General features: G+C 69.7%; 18 protein-coding genes. 10 read left to right on the top strand and 8 right to left on the bottom strand.

Annotated features, from left to right (window positions below):
• Positions 1 to 92: 92 nt before the first annotated feature.
• From ACSYGN_RS12455 to ACSYGN_RS12440, 4 genes are all read right to left on the bottom strand, one after another.
• Entirely contained in the window at positions 93 to 569 is a 477-nt protein-coding gene (locus ACSYGN_RS12455) for a MarR family winged helix-turn-helix transcriptional regulator (protein WP_460394886.1), read from the bottom strand.
• A 92-nt stretch (positions 570 to 661) separates the two neighbouring features.
• Positions 662 to 1,417: an AIM24 family protein gene (locus ACSYGN_RS12450; protein WP_460403406.1), complete on the bottom strand. Its 756-nt coding sequence runs from the start codon at positions 1,415 to 1,417 to the stop codon at positions 662 to 664.
• A 53-nt stretch (positions 1,418 to 1,470) separates the two neighbouring features.
• On the bottom strand, positions 1,471 to 2,121 hold the full coding sequence (locus tag ACSYGN_RS12445) for an AIM24 family protein (RefSeq protein ID WP_460394884.1): 651 nt from the start codon (positions 2,119 to 2,121) through the stop codon (positions 1,471 to 1,473).
• 1 nt (position 2,122) lies between these two features.
• Positions 2,123 to 2,755: an AIM24 family protein gene (locus ACSYGN_RS12440; protein ID WP_460403404.1), complete on the bottom strand. Its 633-nt coding sequence runs from the start codon at positions 2,753 to 2,755 to the stop codon at positions 2,123 to 2,125.
• A 187-nt stretch (positions 2,756 to 2,942) separates the two neighbouring features.
• Between ACSYGN_RS12440 and ACSYGN_RS12435 the strand changes: the two genes are divergently transcribed.
• Both ACSYGN_RS12435 and ACSYGN_RS12430 read left to right on the top strand, forming a co-directional pair.
• A complete protein-coding gene (locus ACSYGN_RS12435; RefSeq protein ID WP_460394882.1) occupies positions 2,943 to 3,287 on the top strand; it encodes a DUF3817 domain-containing protein in 345 nt (114 codons plus the stop codon).
• The gene (locus tag ACSYGN_RS12430) at positions 3,284 to 3,577 is read left to right on the top strand and encodes an MTH1187 family thiamine-binding protein (protein WP_460394880.1); all 294 of its coding nucleotides are present in this window, start codon (positions 3,284 to 3,286) and stop codon (positions 3,575 to 3,577) included. The genes ACSYGN_RS12435 and ACSYGN_RS12430 overlap by 4 nt, the downstream gene beginning before the upstream one ends.
• 84 nt (positions 3,578 to 3,661) lie before the next feature.
• Here the strand turns inward: ACSYGN_RS12430 and ACSYGN_RS12425 are convergent, their stop codons facing one another.
• Positions 3,662 to 4,642 (bottom strand): ArsR/SmtB family transcription factor, encoded by a 981-nt coding sequence (locus ACSYGN_RS12425; protein ID WP_460394878.1) that lies wholly within the window; start codon positions 4,640 to 4,642, stop codon positions 3,662 to 3,664.
• Between the two features lie 113 nt (positions 4,643 to 4,755).
• On the opposite strand from ACSYGN_RS12425, the gene ACSYGN_RS12420 reads away from it, so the two are divergent.
• The 4 genes from ACSYGN_RS12420 to ACSYGN_RS12405 all read left to right on the top strand — a co-directional run bounded on the left by ACSYGN_RS12420 (position 4,756) and on the right by ACSYGN_RS12405 (position 8,897).
• The gene (locus ACSYGN_RS12420; protein ID WP_460394876.1) at positions 4,756 to 6,129 is read left to right on the top strand and encodes an MFS transporter; all 1,374 of its coding nucleotides are present in this window, start codon (positions 4,756 to 4,758) and stop codon (positions 6,127 to 6,129) included.
• A gap of 11 nt (positions 6,130 to 6,140) precedes the next feature.
• Complete coding sequence (locus ACSYGN_RS12415; RefSeq protein WP_460394874.1) at positions 6,141 to 6,650, top strand: MarR family winged helix-turn-helix transcriptional regulator; 510 nt, start codon at positions 6,141 to 6,143, stop codon at positions 6,648 to 6,650.
• A gap of 101 nt (positions 6,651 to 6,751) precedes the next feature.
• Positions 6,752 to 7,090 carry a DUF3817 domain-containing protein gene (locus tag ACSYGN_RS12410; protein WP_460394871.1) on the top strand — a complete coding sequence of 113 codons (339 nt, stop codon included), beginning with the start codon at positions 6,752 to 6,754 and terminating at the stop codon, positions 7,088 to 7,090.
• Positions 7,091 to 7,196: 106 nt separating this feature from the next.
• Positions 7,197 to 8,897 carry an acyl-CoA mutase large subunit family protein gene (locus ACSYGN_RS12405; protein WP_460394869.1) on the top strand — a complete coding sequence of 567 codons (1,701 nt, stop codon included), beginning with the start codon at positions 7,197 to 7,199 and terminating at the stop codon, positions 8,895 to 8,897.
• 164 nt (positions 8,898 to 9,061) lie between these two features.
• Here ACSYGN_RS12405 and ACSYGN_RS12400 read toward each other — a convergent pair whose 3' ends face one another.
• Positions 9,062 to 9,703 (bottom strand): TetR/AcrR family transcriptional regulator, encoded by a 642-nt coding sequence (locus ACSYGN_RS12400; RefSeq protein ID WP_460394867.1) that lies wholly within the window; start codon positions 9,701 to 9,703, stop codon positions 9,062 to 9,064.
• 279 nt (positions 9,704 to 9,982) lie between these two features.
• Between ACSYGN_RS12400 and ACSYGN_RS12395 the strand changes: the two genes are divergently transcribed.
• From ACSYGN_RS12395 to ACSYGN_RS12380, 4 genes are all read left to right on the top strand, one after another.
• Positions 9,983 to 10,954, top strand: a complete 972-nt coding sequence (locus ACSYGN_RS12395) for a tetratricopeptide repeat protein (protein WP_460394865.1) — start codon at positions 9,983 to 9,985, stop codon at positions 10,952 to 10,954.
• Between the two features lie 745 nt (positions 10,955 to 11,699).
• On the top strand, positions 11,700 to 12,287 hold the full coding sequence (locus ACSYGN_RS12390; protein ID WP_460394863.1) for a DUF6230 family protein: 588 nt from the start codon (positions 11,700 to 11,702) through the stop codon (positions 12,285 to 12,287).
• Positions 12,288 to 12,676: 389 nt separating this feature from the next.
• Complete coding sequence (locus tag ACSYGN_RS12385) at positions 12,677 to 13,327, top strand: DUF6114 domain-containing protein (protein WP_460394861.1); 651 nt, start codon at positions 12,677 to 12,679, stop codon at positions 13,325 to 13,327.
• A complete protein-coding gene (locus tag ACSYGN_RS12380) occupies positions 13,317 to 14,630 on the top strand; it encodes a hypothetical protein (protein WP_460394858.1) in 1,314 nt (437 codons plus the stop codon). The genes ACSYGN_RS12385 and ACSYGN_RS12380 overlap by 11 nt, the downstream gene beginning before the upstream one ends.
• A gap of 179 nt (positions 14,631 to 14,809) precedes the next feature.
• On the opposite strand, the gene pyk is transcribed toward ACSYGN_RS12380, so the two are convergent.
• Together pyk and ACSYGN_RS12370 are read right to left on the bottom strand one after the other, a co-directional pair.
• Positions 14,810 to 16,240 (bottom strand): pyruvate kinase, encoded by a 1,431-nt coding sequence (gene pyk / locus ACSYGN_RS12375; RefSeq protein WP_460394856.1) that lies wholly within the window; start codon positions 16,238 to 16,240, stop codon positions 14,810 to 14,812.
• 102 nt (positions 16,241 to 16,342) lie between these two features.
• Positions 16,343 to 17,551, bottom strand: coding sequence for an acetate kinase (locus ACSYGN_RS12370; protein WP_460403402.1), 1,209 nt, complete (start codon positions 17,549 to 17,551; stop codon positions 16,343 to 16,345).
• Between the last annotated feature and the right edge of the window lie 4 nt (positions 17,552 to 17,555).

Below are 17,555 nucleotides of genomic sequence, written 5' to 3'. Positions count from 1 at the left end.
CCGGCTGTCGAGGGGGTGGGGGTGGGGGCGGGGGTGCTGCCGGGGTCAGTCGGCGGCGGAGCGGATCACGGGCGTCGGGGACGTCGCTGACGTCACGGACGGCCGCGCTGGCCGCGGAGGTGCTCGGCGATGGGCTTCAGCGCCTTGTCCAGCTCCATCAGGGACTCCGGGCTCAGCAGGTCGATGAAGTGGCGGCGGACCGAGGCGACATGATGCGGGGCGACCTTGCGCATCGTGTCCATGCCGTGCTCGGTGAGCACCGCGTACAGCCCGCGCCGGTCGGACTCGCAGTTCTCGCGGCGCACCAGGTCCGCGTTCTCCATCCGGGTGATCTGGTGCGACAGACGGCTCTTGGACTGGAGGGTGGCGGAGGCGAGGTCACTCATCCGCATCCGTACGCCCTCCGACTCGGACAGATTCACGAGGATCTCGTAGTCGTTGCTCGTCAGCCCGAACGGCTGGAGGTCCTTCTCCAGCTGATAGTTCAACAGCCTGTTGACCTCCAGGTGGGTGCGCCAGGCGCACTGCTCCGCATCGGTCAGCCAGCTCGTGGCCGTCTCGGTCTCCATGAATGAAGTCTACCTAAAAAGTTGAAAGGTGAACTAGTGAGGGTGGTGTGACGGTGCGCACCCGTTCGATGTCACACTCCGCAGATTACCGCTCACAGCCCGAAGCGACGCTGGAGATCGCCCAGCTGTCCGGGAAGGCGCGGTGTACCGGCCTGCGGTGAATGGCCCCCGGAATATGCCCCTCCGCCGGGCACTCCGGGCTCGCTGGGCACGGTGCCCGTGGCCTGCTCGGCCATCAGGGTCTCGGTGGACTGGAGCAGTACGGTGCCCGCCCCGACGAACTCGAACTGATGCTCCTCCCCGGAGGCCCCGCCCAGCCCCGTCATCGCACGTAGACCGCCCATGACACCGGTGAGGTAGCCGTGGTCGTAGTGATGGCAGGGGGAGGGGCAGTCGGCCCAGCCCACCAGTGCCTGCGGATCCACCCGGATGGGCGGTTCCATGAACACCACCGGACCGTTGGACGCCGCCACGAACTTGCCGGTTCCGATCAGGGTCAGAAAGCCCGGAACGATCGACTGCTTGAGTGAAAGAGTTGGCTGAAAAGCGAGGAGGTTGCCCGAGCGAATGGTGAGGTTGCCGTCGTCCAGGTCGTAGGAGTTCACATCGAAGGCCCGGTCGGCCAGGAGCATCTTGCCCGAGCCCTCCGCCACCACCCAGTCGCTTGCGTGCAGTGGCGAATGGAACGAAGTACGCACCAGACGGTCCAGTCGGCCGTGCCCGACGCCGTTGAACTCGATCGCCCCGTAGTAGGCGATCATCTTCCCCTTCTGCAGGAACCACTGGCCGCTCTTGAGCTCCACGCAGAACGTGTACTTGTTGACGTTGTCATCGGCGGGAAGGGTCATCGGGTCGTGGACGACGGGGCCGGCGCCGGTACCGGCACCCGGGTAGGGGGCGTTCACAACTTCTCCTCCGATGCCTGGACGTACACCGTGCCGTTGCCGCTCAGCTCCAGCTGGAAGGCCTCGCCGGAGCCGCGGCCCACCATGTCCCGCCAGCCCAGCGCGGTCGACAGCTTGTTGCGGACGTCGCCGTGGTGGGCGACGTAGGCCTGCGGGTCCACATGGACGGGCCGCTGCGGGGTGATCGGCAGCTCGAAGACGCCGCCGTGCGCCATCACGGCGACCGCGCCGTGCCCCTGGAGCGTCGTGGTGAACAGGCCCTGGCCGGTGACCTGGCCGCGCACCATGCCCATGACGCCGCCCTGCGAGCCCATGAACATCGTGCCCTGCCGCAGGGTGCCCTCGAAGGCGAGCAGCCGGTCCGCCTCGACGTACAGCGTGTCCCCGGCGAGGTTGATCACCTGGACATGGTGGCCGCCGTGCCCGAAGAACACCGTGCCGCTGCCCTCCACCGTCATCAGCGGCGTCGCCTCGCCCGCGACCCGGCGCCCGATCATCGACATGATCCCGCCCTGACCGCCCTGCATATTGGGCGTGAAGGACACCTCGCCCTTGTACGCGAGCATCGCGCCGCGCTGACTGAACAGCTGCTGACCGCGCATGACGGTCGCCTCGACCATCTTGGAGTTGAGCTCCCGGAACGCCATCTCAGAGATCCCCCGCGATCGTGGTCCGCTCGCTGGGCTGGACGTACACCAGGCCGTCGCCCTCGAAGCGGATCTGGAAGGCCTCGCCGCCGCCCTCACCGAAGAAGGTGCGGAAGGTCACACCGGACTGGAAGGACTGCCGTACGTTCCCCTGGTGCGCGATGTACGCGCCCGGGTCGACGATCAGCGGATACTGCGGACTCACCCGCAGCACCACCGCCGGCCCGTCCGAGGTGATCGCCGCCTGTCCGTGCCCCTCGACGGTGGTCGTGAACAGCCCGTTGCCCTGGGTCGCGCCACGCAGCCCGGTGAACGTCGTCCCGGTGCGCAGCCCGGCGTCCGTGACGAGCAGATTGCTCGCCTCCACATAGAGGGTGTCACCCTGAAGAGTGACGAGGTTGATCTCGGTGGCCCGGTCCGCGAACCAGCACGTCCCCTGCCCCCGCACCTCCATCACCGTCATCTGCTCGCCGGTGAGCCGCCGGGTCACCATGCCCCGCAGCCCCTCACCGCCGCCGCTCATCTTCTTGAAGGCCATCGAGCCGTCGTACGCGACCATCGAGCCGTTCTTCGCCTTCACGGCGTCCCCGGTCATGTCGACGGCGAGCACCTTGCTGCCTTGCAGTCGGAACATCGCCACGGAGCGAAGGTAACCGCAGGCAGCGCTTGCGGACAGGGGGCCGGAGGGCCCCGCCGACCCCAGCCCGGCGCCGGCCCCATCCCAGCCCGGCGCCGGCCCGACCCCCGTCCGGCGGCCCGGCGGCCGTTTGTGACAGGCCGTTTGCGACAATGGACGCCGCGACCCCGACCGAAGGTGATCCGTGGACATCAAGACCGCCACCGCCCTCCGCCGCCTCCGTCTCGTCTCCGCCCCCGAGGCCGTCTCCTTCCTCCTCCTGCTGCTGTGCTCGGTCCTCAAACGGACCACGGACTTCAACGCGGTGCCCGTCATGGGCTCCCTCCACGGGGTGCTGTTCATCCTGTACGTCGTCTTCTGGGCGGACGCCTGGAACCGCGCCAGGTGGGGCAAGGGAACCGCCGCGTTCTACTTCGTCCTCTCCGTGCTGCCCACCGGCGGCTTCTTCGCCGAGCGCAGGCTGCGTCGCGCGGCCGAGGACGCGGTCATCGCGGCCCGCGCCCGCAAGGAAGGTGTGGTGAACGCATGATCGTCGCCTTCTCCGTGACCCCGCTCGGGGTCGGCGAGGACGTCGGGGAGTACGTCGCCGACGCCGTACGGGTGGTGCGCGAGTCCGGGCTGCCGAACCGCACCGACGCCATGTTCACCTCGATCGAGGGTGAGTGGGACCAGGTCATGGACGTCGTACGGCGCGCCGTCGCCGCCGTGGAGGCACGGGCGCCCCGGGTCTCCCTCGTCCTCAAGGCGGACATCCGGCCCGGGGTGACGGACGGACTGACGTCGAAGGTGGCGACGGTCGAGAGGCATCTCGCGCAGTAGCCATCGGCCGGTGGTGTTCGGGCGGTGTCACCCGTGAGGGGCAGCGTCACCCGTGAGAGGCGGCGTCACCCGTGAGAGGCGGCGTCACTCGCCGGATGTCAGTGCGATTCCCACCGGTGTCCGCTCGTACAGCACCCGGTGGCCGTAGCGCCGCGCGGTGAGCAGTCCCGCGTCGCGCAGCACCGTCAGATGCGCCGACACCGACGACGGGGCCAGCTCCAGACGCTGGGCGAGCGCGGTCGTGGTGGCCGGTTCGTCCAGCGCCGCCAGCACCGCCGCCCGGCCCCGCCCCAGCAGCCGTACCAGCGCGTCCGGGGCACGCCCGCCCTGCTCGCTCCACAGCCCGCCGATCCCGCGCGCCGGATACACCAGCGTCGGCTGCCACGGCGGCTCGAAGGTGCTCACCACGTCCGGCCAGATGAACACGCTCGGCATCAGCACCAGCCCCCGCCCGTCCAGATGCCGCTCGTGCTCGCCCCGGAACTCCACCGTCAGCGTCCCGGCCCGCCAGCCGAACCGCGGATTGATCTCCGGCAGCAGCCCGCCGAGCCCCACCTCGGCCAGCCGCCGCGAGTGGAAGGCGATGTCCGCCTCCAGCAGGGTCCGCAGCCGGGGCCAGTCCGGCTCGACCAGCGTGTGCCACACCTCCTCCAGCGCGTCCGCCAGCTGCCGCACCATGCCCGCCGGATCCGCCATCCAGGCCCGCCCGTACGGGGACTCGGCGGCGCCGGGCGTCGCCGCCAGCGAACGGGCCGTGTCCGCCCGGGCCGCCACCGGGTCCGCCGCCCGTACGGCCGCGATCTCCTCCTCGAACGACACCGCGGGCCCCAGCGGCGGCGGGCACAGCCAGTCCGGGCTGTGCCCCCTGCGCGGCATCAGCAGCCACAGCGGTGTCAGGTCCAGCGAGGCCGCCGCGGCACGGGTACGGCGCAGCCAGCGGGCGTGATAGCCGTGCCGCTCGGGCCGCTTGAGCATCCGCACCACGTCCTGCGTCTCCCACAGCGGCGACACGGCGAAGCGGCAGCGGAGGTAGTCCTCCTCACCGAAGTGCAGGTACGAGGGCATGGGCGGGTCCTTTGCGGTGCTCGGCCGATGGTTGCCCTGTTATGGGTCGGGGAGAGATTCGGCAGGTGCCGAAACTCTACGGCCCCGGGCCCCCGCCCCGGCAGCCTGCGGTCATGCCCGAACAGCCCGACCAGCCCTGCCGGCCCGACCAGCCCGACGACCAGCCCCGGCAGGGGTACGCCCGTGTCTTCGCGGTCCGTGAGTTCCGAGCCGTCTTCGCCGCCCACACCCTCTCCCTGCTCGGCGTCGTCGTCACCGAGATCGCCCTGTCCGTCCTCGTCTACGACCTCACCGGCTCACCCCTGATGAGCGCCCTCGCCTTCGCGCTCGGCTTCCTGCCCTACCTCGTCGGCGGCACCCTTCTCGCCGGCCTCGCCGACCGCCTCCCCGCCCGCCGTGTCCTGGTCGGCTGCGATCTGGTGTGCGCGGGCTGCGTCGCGCTCATGGCCGCGCCGGGCGCCCCCATCGCCGTACTGCTCGCCCTGCGTTGCGTCCTCGCCGTCGTCTCCCCGGTGTTCGCCGGGACCCGGATGGCGACCCTCGCGGACATCCTCGGCGAGGGCGACCTCTTCGTGCTCGGCCGCTCCCTGCTGCGGATCGTCTCCCAGGGCGCGCTGCTCACCGGCTACGGCCTCGGCGGGCTGCTCCTCACCGTCCTCGCGCCCCGCCACGCCCTGCTGATCACCGTCGGCACCTTCCTGGCCTCCGCCGCCCTGCTGCGCCTCGGCACCCGGCGCCGACCCGCCCGGGCCCGGCAGACCGGCGTGCTGCTCGCGGACTCGCTGCGCGGCGCCCGCCTGGTGCTGGCCGACCGCAGGGTGCGCGTCCTGCTGCTGCTCTTCTGGGTGCCGCCGATGTTCACCGTGGTCCCGGAGGCGCTGGCCGCGCCGTACGCCGACGACCTCGGCGCCGGGTCCACCGGCCTCGGCCTGCTGATGTGCGCCCTGCCGCTGGGCACCATCGCCGGGGAGGTCTGGGCGGGCGCCCGGCTGGGACCGGCGGCCCGTGAGCGGATCGCGCTGCCGCTGGTCTGTGTGACCCTCCTGCCGTACCTCGGCTACGCCCTGCGCCCCGGGCTCGGCGTGTCCCTGCTGCTCCTGCTGGTCTCCGGCACGGGGGCGGCGTACACGCTGGGCCTGGATCAGTGGTTCGTACGGGCGGTGCCGGAGGAGCTGCGCGGGCGGGCGATGACGCTGCTCACGGCGGGGCTGATGACCGTGCAGGGGGTGGGCATGGCTGTCGCGGGCATGGCGGCGGAGTTCGCCGGGGTGCGGGCCACCGTGGCGGGGGCGGGGGCGCTGGGGGTGGTGTGCTGCGCGTTGCTGGCGCGGGCGGCGTGGCGCCGCGGGGCGACGGCAGTGGCGGCCGGGCGGAGCGTGGATCGCCGGGGCGCGGACCGGCGGGGCGCGGACCAGTGGGGCGGCAGGGGTGAGCGGCCGGATATCGATGGCCGAGACAGTGCTGGCCGCAATGTGACCGGCGGGTAAGGTCTGATGACGTGCCCAAGCCCCTCAGTCTTCCCTTCGACCCCATCGCCCGTGCCGACGAGCTCTGGAAACAGCGCTGGGGAAACGTGCCGTCCATGGCCGCGATCACCTCGATCATGCGGGCGCACCAGATTCTGCTGGCCGAGGTCGACGCGGTGGTCAAGCCGTACGGGCTGACCTTCGCGCGCTACGAGGCACTCGTTCTGCTGAATTTCTCCAAGGCCGGCGAGCTGCCTATGTCCAAGATCGGCGAGCGGCTCATGGTGCATCCGACCTCCGTCACCAACACGGTGGACCGGCTGGTCAAGTCCGGTCTGGTGGCCAGGCGGCCAAACCCCAACGACGGGCGCGGCACGCTCGCCTCCATCACAGCCAAGGGCCGTGAGGCGGTCGAGGCCGCCACCCGCGATCTGATGGCGATGGACTTCGGGCTCGGGGTGTACGACGCGGAGGAGTGCGCGGAGATCTTCGCGATGCTGCGGCCGCTGCGGGTCGCCGCGCAGGACTTCCAGGACGAATGACCGACGAATGACCCACGAGTGACAGACGAGTGACCTCCGCGTCCGCGTCCGCGGAGGGGCCGCTCGAAGATCGCTCCGGAGCGGTGGTTACGCTCGTGCGCATGAAACGAAGCGTGCTGATCCGCTACCGCGTCATGGCCTACACCACCGGTGTCCTGCTCGTCCTGCTGTGCCTGAGCATGATCGCCAAGTACGGCCTGGACGTCGACGGCGCCGCCGACTTCACTCGGGTCGTTGCCATCGCGCACGGCTGGCTCTACGTCGTCTACCTCGTCGTCGCCTTCGATCTCGGCTCCAAGGCGAAGTGGCCGGTCGCCAAGCAGCTGTGGGTGCTGCTCGCGGGAACGATCCCGACGGCCGCTTTTTTCGTGGAACGGAAGATCAGCCATGAGCTGGAGGGCAAGGTCGCCGGTCCTGCGGCGGCGGTGGCGAAGGTCTGAGGCGTACGGGGTCTCCGCCTCGTACGGCTGGGTCAGCACTGGGGTGTCACTCGGGCGCCCCGGTCTCCCATCGACATTTAGTTGGACGTCCTAGTAAATTTGAAGCATGGACGCTGACGCCATCGAGGAGGGCCGCCGTCGCTGGCAGGCCCGGTACGACGCCGCACGCAAGCGGGACGCCGACTTCAGTACGCTGTCCGGCGACCCCGTCGACCCCGTCTACGGTCCCCGGCCCGGGGACACCTACGAGGGCTTCGAGCGGATCGGCTGGCCGGGGGAGTATCCCTTCACCCGCGGTCTCTATCCGACCGGCTACCGGGGGCGTACCTGGACCATCCGGCAGTTCGCCGGGTTCGGCAACGCCGAGCAGACCAACGAGCGCTACAAGATGATCCTCGCGGCGGGCGGCGGCGGCCTCTCCGTCGCCTTCGACATGCCCACGCTCATGGGCCGTGACTCCGACGATCCCCGCTCGCTGGGCGAGGTCGGCCACTGCGGTGTCGCGATCGACTCGGCCGCCGACATGGAGGTCCTGTTCCGGGAAATCCCGCTGGGCGACGTCACCACCTCGATGACCATCAGCGGCCCCGCCGTCCCCGTCTTCTGCATGTACCTCGTCGCGGCCGAGCGGCAGGGCGTCGATCCTTCCGTGCTCAACGGCACGCTCCAGACCGACATCTTCAAGGAGTACATCGCCCAGAAGGAGTGGCTCTTCCAGCCCGAGCCCCATCTCCGGCTGATCGGCGACCTCATGGAGTACTGCGCCGCCGGCATCCCCGCCTACAAGCCGCTGTCCGTCTCCGGCTACCACATCCGCGAGGCCGGGGCGACGGCGGCGCAGGAGCTGGCGTACACGCTGGCGGACGGGTTCGGGTATGTGGAACTCGGGCTGTCCCGGGGGCTCGATGTGGATGTCTTCGCGCCGGGTCTCTCGTTCTTCTTCGACGCTCACGTCGATTTCTTCGAGGAGATCGCCAAGTTCCGTGCGGCGCGGCGTATTTGGGCGCGGTGGATGCGGGACGTGTACGGGGCGCGGAGTGAGAAGGCGCAGTGGCTGCGGTTCCATACGCAGACCGCCGGGGTGTCTCTGACGGCTCAGCAGCCCTACAACAACGTGGTGCGGACCGCTGTCGAGGCGCTGGCTGCCGTGCTGGGGGGCACCAACTCGCTGCACACCAACGCCCTCGACGAGACGCTCGCGTTGCCCTCCGAGCAGGCCGCGGAGATCGCGCTGCGGACCCAGCAGGTGCTCATGGAGGAGACCGGGGTCGCCAACGTCGCGGATCCGCTGGGTGGTTCCTGGTACGTCGAGCAGCTGACGGACCGGATCGAGGCGGACGCGGAGGCGATCTTCGAGCGGATCAAGGAGCGGGGGCTGCGGGCGCATCCCGACGGGCGGCATCCCGTCGGGCCTGTCACCTCCGGGATTCTGCGCGGGATCGAGGACGGGTGGTTCACCGGGGAGATCGCGGAGTCCGCGTTCCGGTATCAGCAGGCGCTGGAGAAGGGGGAGAAGCGGGTGGTGGGCGTCAATGTCCACGAGGGGTCTGTGACGGGGGAACTGGAGATTCTGCGGGTCAGTCATGAGGTGGAGCGTGAGCAGGTTCGGGGGTTGCGGGAGCGGAAGGGGCTGCGGGACGAGGGGGCGGTTCGTCTGGCGCTCTCGGAGATGGTTGCGGCGGCTCGGGGCGGGGGGAACATGATCGGGCCGATGCTGGTCGCTGTGCGGGCGGAGGCGACGTTGGGGGAGATCTGTGGGGTGCTGCGGGAGGAGTGGGGGGTGTACAGCGAGCCGGCCGGGTTCTGACCGGGTGGGTTTGCGCCCCCGCCGCCCCTTCCCGTTCCCGACCCTGCGGGCTGCGCCCCCAGACCCCCGCTGGTATCAGCCCCTCCGGCGTTTGAGGAGCGGGGGTACGGGGGCGGAGCCCCCGTGAGGGGACGGGAAGGGGCGGCGGGGGCGAGATCCCGGGCTCAGGCGCCCGACGGGCCGGATTGGTGCTTCAGGCCGTTCAGGAGGATCTTGGTCAGGCCCTCTACCCAGCGCTCGTCCGCCGGCTCCGCGCTGACCAGGGTCCGGTGGACCACCGCTCCTGCCACCACGTCGAAGATCAGGTCCGCCGTGCGGGTGGTTTCCTCGGGGTCCGCGGGGGGCGGCAGTTCACCGCGCTGCTCGGCCCTCTCCCGGCCTTCCAGGACCAGCCGTTTCTGACGGTTGACGATCGAGTCCCGGATGCGCTCGCGCAGCGCCGAGTCGCGGGTCGATTCCGAGATCACCGCCATCAGACCGCTCCGGGCCTCCGGGCGCGCCAGGATCGTCGCAAACTGCAGGACCACGCCCTCGATGTCGGCGGCCAGGCTGCCCCTGTCGGGGAGTTCCAGCTCGTCGAAGAGTTCCGCCACCGCGTCCACCACCAGCTCGTTCTTGCCCGACCAGCGGCGGTAGAGGGTCGTCTTCGCCACCCCCGCCCTGGCCGCCACGTCTCCCAACGTCAGGCGGGACCAGCCGAGTTCGACCAGGGCCGCCCGGGTCGCCGCCAGGATCGCGGTGTCCGCGGCGGCGTTGCGCGGGCGGCCCGTGCGGCCCGTGCGGGCGGTGGGGATGCGGCTCTGCATGCCATGACCATAGCCGTGGGGCCACGTCGTACAGGTGTGTGAGGCGGATCACTTCCGGGTGGTTCCGCGTGAGGGGGCTGTGCCGTTACGCTACGAGGCGTAGCGAAAGGGTGCGATGGCTGTTCTGTGCGCCCTCGAGCGACGACCACCGTAATACCTGGCGTCCGGTGGGGACCTGGCGCCGATCAGTACGTCCAGTACGTCACAACGGCAGCACGCAGTGGGGTCGGCTTCCTCTGCGTTTTTCGCTCACGCGCGGGAACGGGGGAGGATAGACGCATGCAGCCACGGAACATGTCCATGAGCGGCGTCGTCGACCTCGCCGCGGTGAAGGCGGCCCAGGAGGCCAAGGCCAAAGCGGAACAGACGCGTGCCGAAGCGGTACGGCAGGGCGGGGGAGGGGCGGTGTCCCCGGCCGACCTCGTCATCGACGTCGACGAGGCGGGATTCGAGCGGGACGTCCTCCAGCGGTCCGCCGAGGTGCCCGTCGTCATCGACTTCTGGGCCGAGTGGTGTCAGCCCTGCAAACAGCTGAGCCCCGTCCTGGAACGGCTCGCCGTCGAGTACGACGGGCGTTTTCTGCTTGCCAAGATCGATGTCGACGCCAACCAGATGCTGATGCAGCAGTTCGGGATCCAGGGCATCCCGGCCGTCTTCGCCGTCGTGGCGGGGCAGGCGCTGCCGCTCTTCCAGGGGGCCGCGCCCGAGGCCCAGATCCGGGAGACCCTCGACCAGCTGGTGCAGGTCGCCGAGCAGCGCTTCGGGCTGACCGGTCTGACCGTCGACCCGGACGCGGAGGCGGGGGATGCCGCCGTGCACGAGGCGCCGGTCGGGCCCTACGACGCCCTCCTCGAAGCCGCCGTGCAGGCCCTGGACGCCGGTGATCTCGGCGGTGCGGTGCAGGCGTACCGGAATGTGCTGAACGACGACCCCGGCAACCCTGAGGCCCAACTGGGCCTCGCACAGGCCGAGTTGCTCCAGCGCGTACAGGGCGTGGACCCGCAGCAGGTACGCAAGGACGCCGCCGAGAAGCCGGACGACGCGGCCGCGCAGATCGCCGCCGCCGATCTGGACCTGGTCGGCGGCCATGTGGACGACGCCTTCGGCCGGCTGATCGACACCGTCAAGCGGACGGCGGGGGACGACAGGGACGCCGTGCGGCGCAGGCTGCTGGAGCTGTTCGAGGTCGTCGGGACCGAGGATCCCCGCGTCGTCGCGGCCCGACGGGCGCTCGCCCGGGCGTTGTTCTAGGACGACACGCCCTTAGGGGCCGCGGGCCCATGGCGGCGGTGGAGGCGCGGGGCGGGTGGCCCGTTCTGAGCTGTTGCTAAACGCCGGGGGTTGTGGTCCCCGCGTGAAAAATCTGTTGTGAGACACCGATGCGGCCGCGCTTTACCAAATCTTGGTAATCGCGGCCGCTGTTACTTGGGGTAATCCAAGGTCGTTGTTCTGTCGCGTTCCGTCCGCAGAACGGCGTATTTGTTCCGCCATTCCGGGGCACCGAGCGTCGCCGTTCGCGACCGACGGGCGGGCGTGCGGTTATCCGGCCGTTACCCGTGAGTAACGAACCCCCTTGTGCGGGCGGCCAGAATGCACCACGATCGGCGACGCTCGGTCCATTCCCGTACCCCCGACAGCCGGTCGGGCGGCCGGGTTCATCTGTGGGTCCCCACCGGGCAGAGCCGGCCGTCGCGCCGGCTCTTGGGCAGGGGGGTCTTCGTCCGCTGGACGAAGCCTGTCCAGAAAGGTTGTGCGTGATGCGTGTCAGGCGCGACCAGTGGTTGTCGCTCGGGGGTGATCGCCGGTGATCCGGGTGCGGTTGGCGCCCGTGACCGCGGGCGCTCCCCTTCCGAGGACGTAGCACTTCTCCCATCCCTGCCCCCGGCTGAGCCGTCGTCAGGAGGCGAGCCGGGACCAGGAGATGTACGTCCGAGAAGGAGGAAATATGGAGTCCCAGGTGCGTGGCGGGACCAGATGGAAGCGGTTCGCTGTGGTCATGGTGCCCAGCGTCGCCGCGACTGCCGCGATAGGTGTCGCCCTCGCGCAGGGTGCGCTGGCCGCGTCGTTCAGCGTGTCGGGCCAGAACTTCAAGGTCCGGGCCGACCAGTTGGTGGGTTACGGGTTCGAGCAGTACGGGGCGATCGACTCGGGTTACACCCTGGACGGCAAGAAGACGGCTCACCCCGTCGCCGTCTCGGCGTTCAACGACGCGACGATCACCAACATGTGCCAGTCCGTGGTCACCCCGGACATCCCGCTGATCGGTTCGGTCACCCTGCGGCTGGAGGCCGGCGGTGCGGGCCACGACCCGGTGCAGGCCCACAACATCTACATCGACGTGGCCGACCTGAAGGCCGACGCCACGTTCGACGACATCGACATCGGTGTGGCCGCCAAGGACGCCAACAAGGGTCCCGGTATCAAGAGCGGTGACACGGCGAATCCTTACGGCTTCTCCCAGCAGGCCACCAAGGCCACGCTGACCGACGTGAAGCAGACGGCGTGGGCCACCACCGCCGGAACCTTCAAGCTGAGCGGTCTGCACATGTCGCTGTCGACGGGTACCAGCGCCGAGTGCTACTAGTGCCGCGACAGGCAACGTTCGCCCCGTCGCGACGCCCGGCACGCACTCTCGCCGCACCGGCCGAAGACCCGAGTACGTCCAGTACGAGGGCCTCCGGCCGGCACGCCGAGAGCACGCACCGGACGCCGCTCCTTCACGGGCAAACGTTGCCTGCCACGGCACTGGGCACTCCGTGACGGGCGGGGGATGCCTGATCGGGGCGCCCCCGCCCGTCCGTCTTCCAGCCGGCTCTTCACACACCCCCCACACCGCACACGCGGTACCACCCCCAACGAGGTACCAGGCTCGACGCGGTACCGCCCGCAACGAGGTACCGCCCGCAACGCGGTACCGCCCTTAACGAGGTACCACCCTCACCACAGCAACGCCGCACCAGGGAGCTGTTTTCCATGAGCGCCGAGACTTCTGCCGTGACCGGCCAGTTCACCCGCCGGAGGCTGCAGTTCCGCGACTGGCGGGGGACGCGGCCGTTCTGGGCCGGCCTCTTCGTCATGATCGCCGGCGTGCCGATCATGTACTTCCCGTACGCGCACCTCCAGCTCGGCCATCTGACCCTGGCGCTGGCCACCACCGGTGGCGCCGGATCGCTGATCATCGGTGTGCTGCTGGTCGTTCTGGGCTTCAGCCTGTGGTTCCAGAAGCATGTCCGGGTCTTCGCGGGCGTCGCGTCGATCCTGCTGGGCCTCGTGTCCATCCCCGTCTCCAACTTCGGCGGCTTCGTCGTCGGTTTCCTGTTCGCCCTCATCGGCGGTGCGATGGCCGTGGCTTGGGCGCCGGGTGTACCGCAGCAGCAGCAGCTGCCGCAGCCGCAGTCGGTGCAGGAGACGGACCTCGGGGTGGCCGCCCCCGAGGTCGTGCCGGATCCGGGCGCGGGCGACACCATGACCGGCGAGGCGGTGACCGGTGACGTCACGACCGATGACGTCAAGACCGGTGAACCCGTGGCCGAGGACCCGGGCGTGCACGAGGCGGGCGAGCCGAACGACCTGTCAGGAACGAGCCCGGCCAACGGGGCGAACGGGAGGCACAGTGCCGGCTGACGAGGTGACCCACGGGACTGATGTGGACGAGTCCCGCGGGAGAACCGGGCCGCGTCACGCGGCACCCAAGAAGCCGCTGTTCACCAGGTTCCATATGCCGGCCGGCAAGGCGATCGCCATGGCGGCGATGCCCACCGCGGTCCTCGTGGGCATGGGGTTCACATCGACGCTCGCGCTCGCCGCGGGCAACGGCTCCACGCCGACGACGTCGAACAGCCAGAGCGCCGAGGACTACAAGAACTGCGTCGCCGCGTTGAACGGAGCCTCGGCCTCGCCGTCGGCGTCCGCCTCGGCGAGCGACTCGGCGACGCCCTCGCCGTCGGCGTCCGACTCGGGGTCCTCGCCGTCCTCGGACTCCAAGTCCTCGGACTCCGGCTCGGGTTCGGGCTCGGGCACCTCCTCCTCGTCGGATTCAGGTTCCGGCGACAAGGCCACGCCCACGCCCTCGGCCACGTCGGGCTCCGGCACGAGCACCGCCACGGCCAGTCCCTCGGCGTCCGCGAGCAGCGGCAGTCTGCTGGACACCATCGGCGACACGATCACCGGCATCCTCACCGGGGGCGGCGGCGGCTCGGGGTCGGACTCGGGTTCCTCGTCGAGCGCGAGCCCCACGCCGTCCGCGACCCCCTCGGCGTCCGCCTCGTCGACGGGGACCGGAAGCAGCGGCTCGGGTTCGTCCGGTTCCTCCAGCACCGTGAAGGACACCGCGAAGAAGGTCACCGACACGGCGTCCGAAACGGCCGACACCGCGACGGCGGCCACGGAGTCGGCCACCCCGTCGGCCACCGCCTCGCCGAGCCCGTCTGCGAGCTCCTCCACGGACACCTCGGACTGCGTGGCGGCCACGGACGCGGTCAGCGGTGTCGACAACAAGGTCCCGGTGGCCGACGACCCCTGGTATCTGAACGCCAGTTCACTGCTGCTCAAGGGCGCCGACTACAAGGGCGTCGTCGAGGTGAAGTCGGCGAACGGCACCGTCAAGAAGGTGCTGAAGTTCGTCATTTCCGGCGGCACCGACATCGGCGATCTGCACCAGACGGTGAACGACAAGCAGTCCGGCAAGACCTACCATGTGCAGGCCGAGTCCGGCTCGACGTCCACGATCCGCGACGGCGACACGGTGATGTACACCGAGAGCATCTCCGGCAACCTGTTCGGGCTGGTCCCGGTGACGTTCAGCCCTGCAAGCCCGCCGCCGCTGAACATCCCGCTGATCTATTTCACGAACGTCAAGGTGACCCAGGCCGCCCAGTTCGGCGGATCGCTGCACATCCCCGGCATGCATGTCTACACATCGGACTGACGCATCGGACTGACGCATCGGTCTGCACATCGGCCCACATATCGGACTGACATACCGTCCACACACCACGAACCGACCGTCACCACAAGCCAGTCCGGGAGCCGCACACAGCTGAGGGCGCCCCCTGCCGCAAGCACAGGGGGCGCCCTCAGCGCCGTACTACCGGGAGCGGAGCGGGATCAGTCCCGCGCGCCGCCACCCACGTGGTGGACCCGCACCATGTTGGTGGTGCCGGGGACCCCGGGGGGCGAACCGGCGGTGATCAGCAGGGTGTCGCCCGCGCTGAACCGCTTGAGCTTGAGGATCTCCTGGTCCACCAGGTCGACCATCTCGTCGGTGCTGTTGACGAGCGGGACGATGTGGGACTCCACGCCCCAGCTCAGCGTGAGCTGGTTGCGGGTGTTCTCGTCGGTGGTGAAGGCGATCACCGGCTGGGCGGCGCGGTAGCGGCACAGACGGCGGGCGGTGTCACCGGACTTGGTGAAGGCGATCAGGCCCTTGCCGCCGAGGAAGTCGGCGATCTCGCAGGCCGCGCGGGCGACCGAGCCGCCCTGGGTGCGGGGCTTCTTGCCGGGGACCAGGGGCTGCAGGCCCTTGGACAGCAGCTCCTCCTCCGCTGCCCTGACGATCTTCGACATGGTCTTGACCGTCTCGATCGGGTACGCGCCCACCGAGGACTCGGCGCTCAGCATGACCGCGTCGGCGCCGTCCAGGATCGCGTTGGCGACGTCGGACGCCTCGGCGCGGGTCGGGCGGGAGTTGGTGATCATCGACTCCATCATCTGGGTCGCGACGATCACCGGCTTGGCGTTGCGCCGGCACAGGTCGATCAGGCGCTTCTGCACCATCGGGACCTTCTCCAGCGGGTACTCGACGGCCAGGTCACCGCGGGCGACCATCACACCGTCGAACGCCATGACGACGGACTCCATGTTGTCGACCGCCTGCGGCTTCTCCACCTTGGCGATGACGGGGACGCGGCGGCCCTCCTCGTCCATGACACGGTGGACGTCCTCGACGTCCTTGGCGTCCCGGACGAAGGACAGGGCGACCATGTCGCAGCCCATCCGCAGGGCGAAGCGGAGGTCCTCGATGTCCTTCTCGGACAGCGCGGGCACGTTCACGGCGGCGCCGGGCAGGTTGATGCCCTTGTGGTCGGAGACCACGCCGCCCTCGATGACGATCGTGCGGACCCGGGGGCCGTCGACATCCAGCACCTTGAGCTCGACGTTGCCGTCGTTGATCAGGATCTGGTCGCCGCGCGTCACGTCGCCGGGCAGGCCCTTGTACGTGGTGCCGCAGATCTGCTTGTCGCCGGCCACGTCCTCGACGGTGATGACGAACTCGTCACCGCGCTCCAGCTCGACCGGACCCTCGGCGAAGGTCTCCAGACGGATCTTCGGGCCCTGGAGGTCGGCGAGGACGCCGATGGGGCGGCCGGTCTCCTTGGAGGCGGCGCGGACCCGGTCGTAGCGGCCCTGGTGCTCGGAGTGGCTGCCGTGGCTGAAGTTGAAACGGGCCACGTTCATGCCGGCCTTGATCAGGGAGACCAGCTGTTCATGGGAGTCGACCGCGGGGCCGAGAGTACAGACGATTTTGGAACGGCGCATGGGGGCGATCCTATCGGTTTGTTTCGCTGCGGAATATTCCGCAGTATGGAAGATGCAAATGGGCGGACATGCGCTCAGCCGTGTTACCGCCGTGTATTTTGTTCAGGAGTTCTTTCCGGCGAGTGCGTAGGTCTGGGTGGCGATCTCCAGTTCCTCGTCGGTCGGCACCACCGCGACAGCCACTCGCGCGCCTTCGGGCGAGATCAGTCGCGGCTGGTCACCACGTACGGCGTTGAGCTCGGCGTCGACCGCCAGGCCCAGGTCCTCCAGGCCCGCCACGGCTGCCTCCCGTACGGTACTCGCGTTCTCCCCGACTCCCGCTGTGAAGACCACCGCGTCCACCCGGCCGAGCACCGCGTAATACGCGCCGATGTACTTCTTCAGACGGTGAATATAGATGTCGAAAGCCAGCTTCGCCCGGTCGTCGCCCTCGTCGACCCGGCGCTGGATTTCGCGCATGTCGTTGTCACCGCACAGTCCGAGCATGCCACTCTTCTTGTTGAGCAGAGTGTCGATCTCGTCGACGGACATTCCGCCAACACGCATCAAATGGAAGATGACGGCCGGGTCCAGGTCGCCCGAACGGGTACCCATCACCAGCCCCTCCAGAGGCGTGAGCCCCATGGAGGTGTCCACGCACACACCGCCCCGCACCGCCGAGGCCGACGCCCCGTTGCCGAGGTGCAGCACGATCACGTTGGCGTCCTCGGGCGCCTTGCCCACCAGGCCCGCCGCGACCCGGGAGACATAGGCGTGCGAGGTGCCGTGGAAGCCGTACCGCCGGATGCTGTACTTGTCGGCCAGCTCCACGCCGAGCGCGTAGCGGGCGGCCGACTCCGGCATCGTCGAGTGGAACGCGGTGTCGAAGATGGCGACCTGGGGGAGGTCGCCCCGCAGCGCCACCGCAGTGCGGATCCCGGCCAGGGCTGCCGGGTTGTGCAGCGGGGCCAGCGGGATCAGCCGCTCGATCTCCTCGATCACGCTGTCGTCGATCAGCGTCGGCTCGGTGAAGGAACCCGCGCCCTGCACCACCCGGTGGCCGATGGCGGCCAGCTCCGGGGAGTCCAGGCCGAGCCCGTCCAGGACCAGCTCGTCGGCCATGGCCTTCAGGGCCGCCTCGTGATCGGCGATCCGCCCCTCGGACTCGCGGGTCACACCGCTGGCCACATGGGTGTGCTTGCGGCGGGAGTTCTCCTCGCCGATGCGCTCCACGAGACCGACGGCGAGCCGGCTGTGGTCACGCATGTCCAGCAGCTGGTACTTCACCGACGAGGAGCCGGAGTTCAGGACGAGGACGCGGGTCGCGGTCACGGTG

This window comes from Streptomyces sp. YIM S03343 (assembly GCF_054729195.1).
The sequence above is the reverse complement of the archived record's forward strand: the minus strand, read 5'-3'. Positions and strand labels throughout refer to the sequence as shown.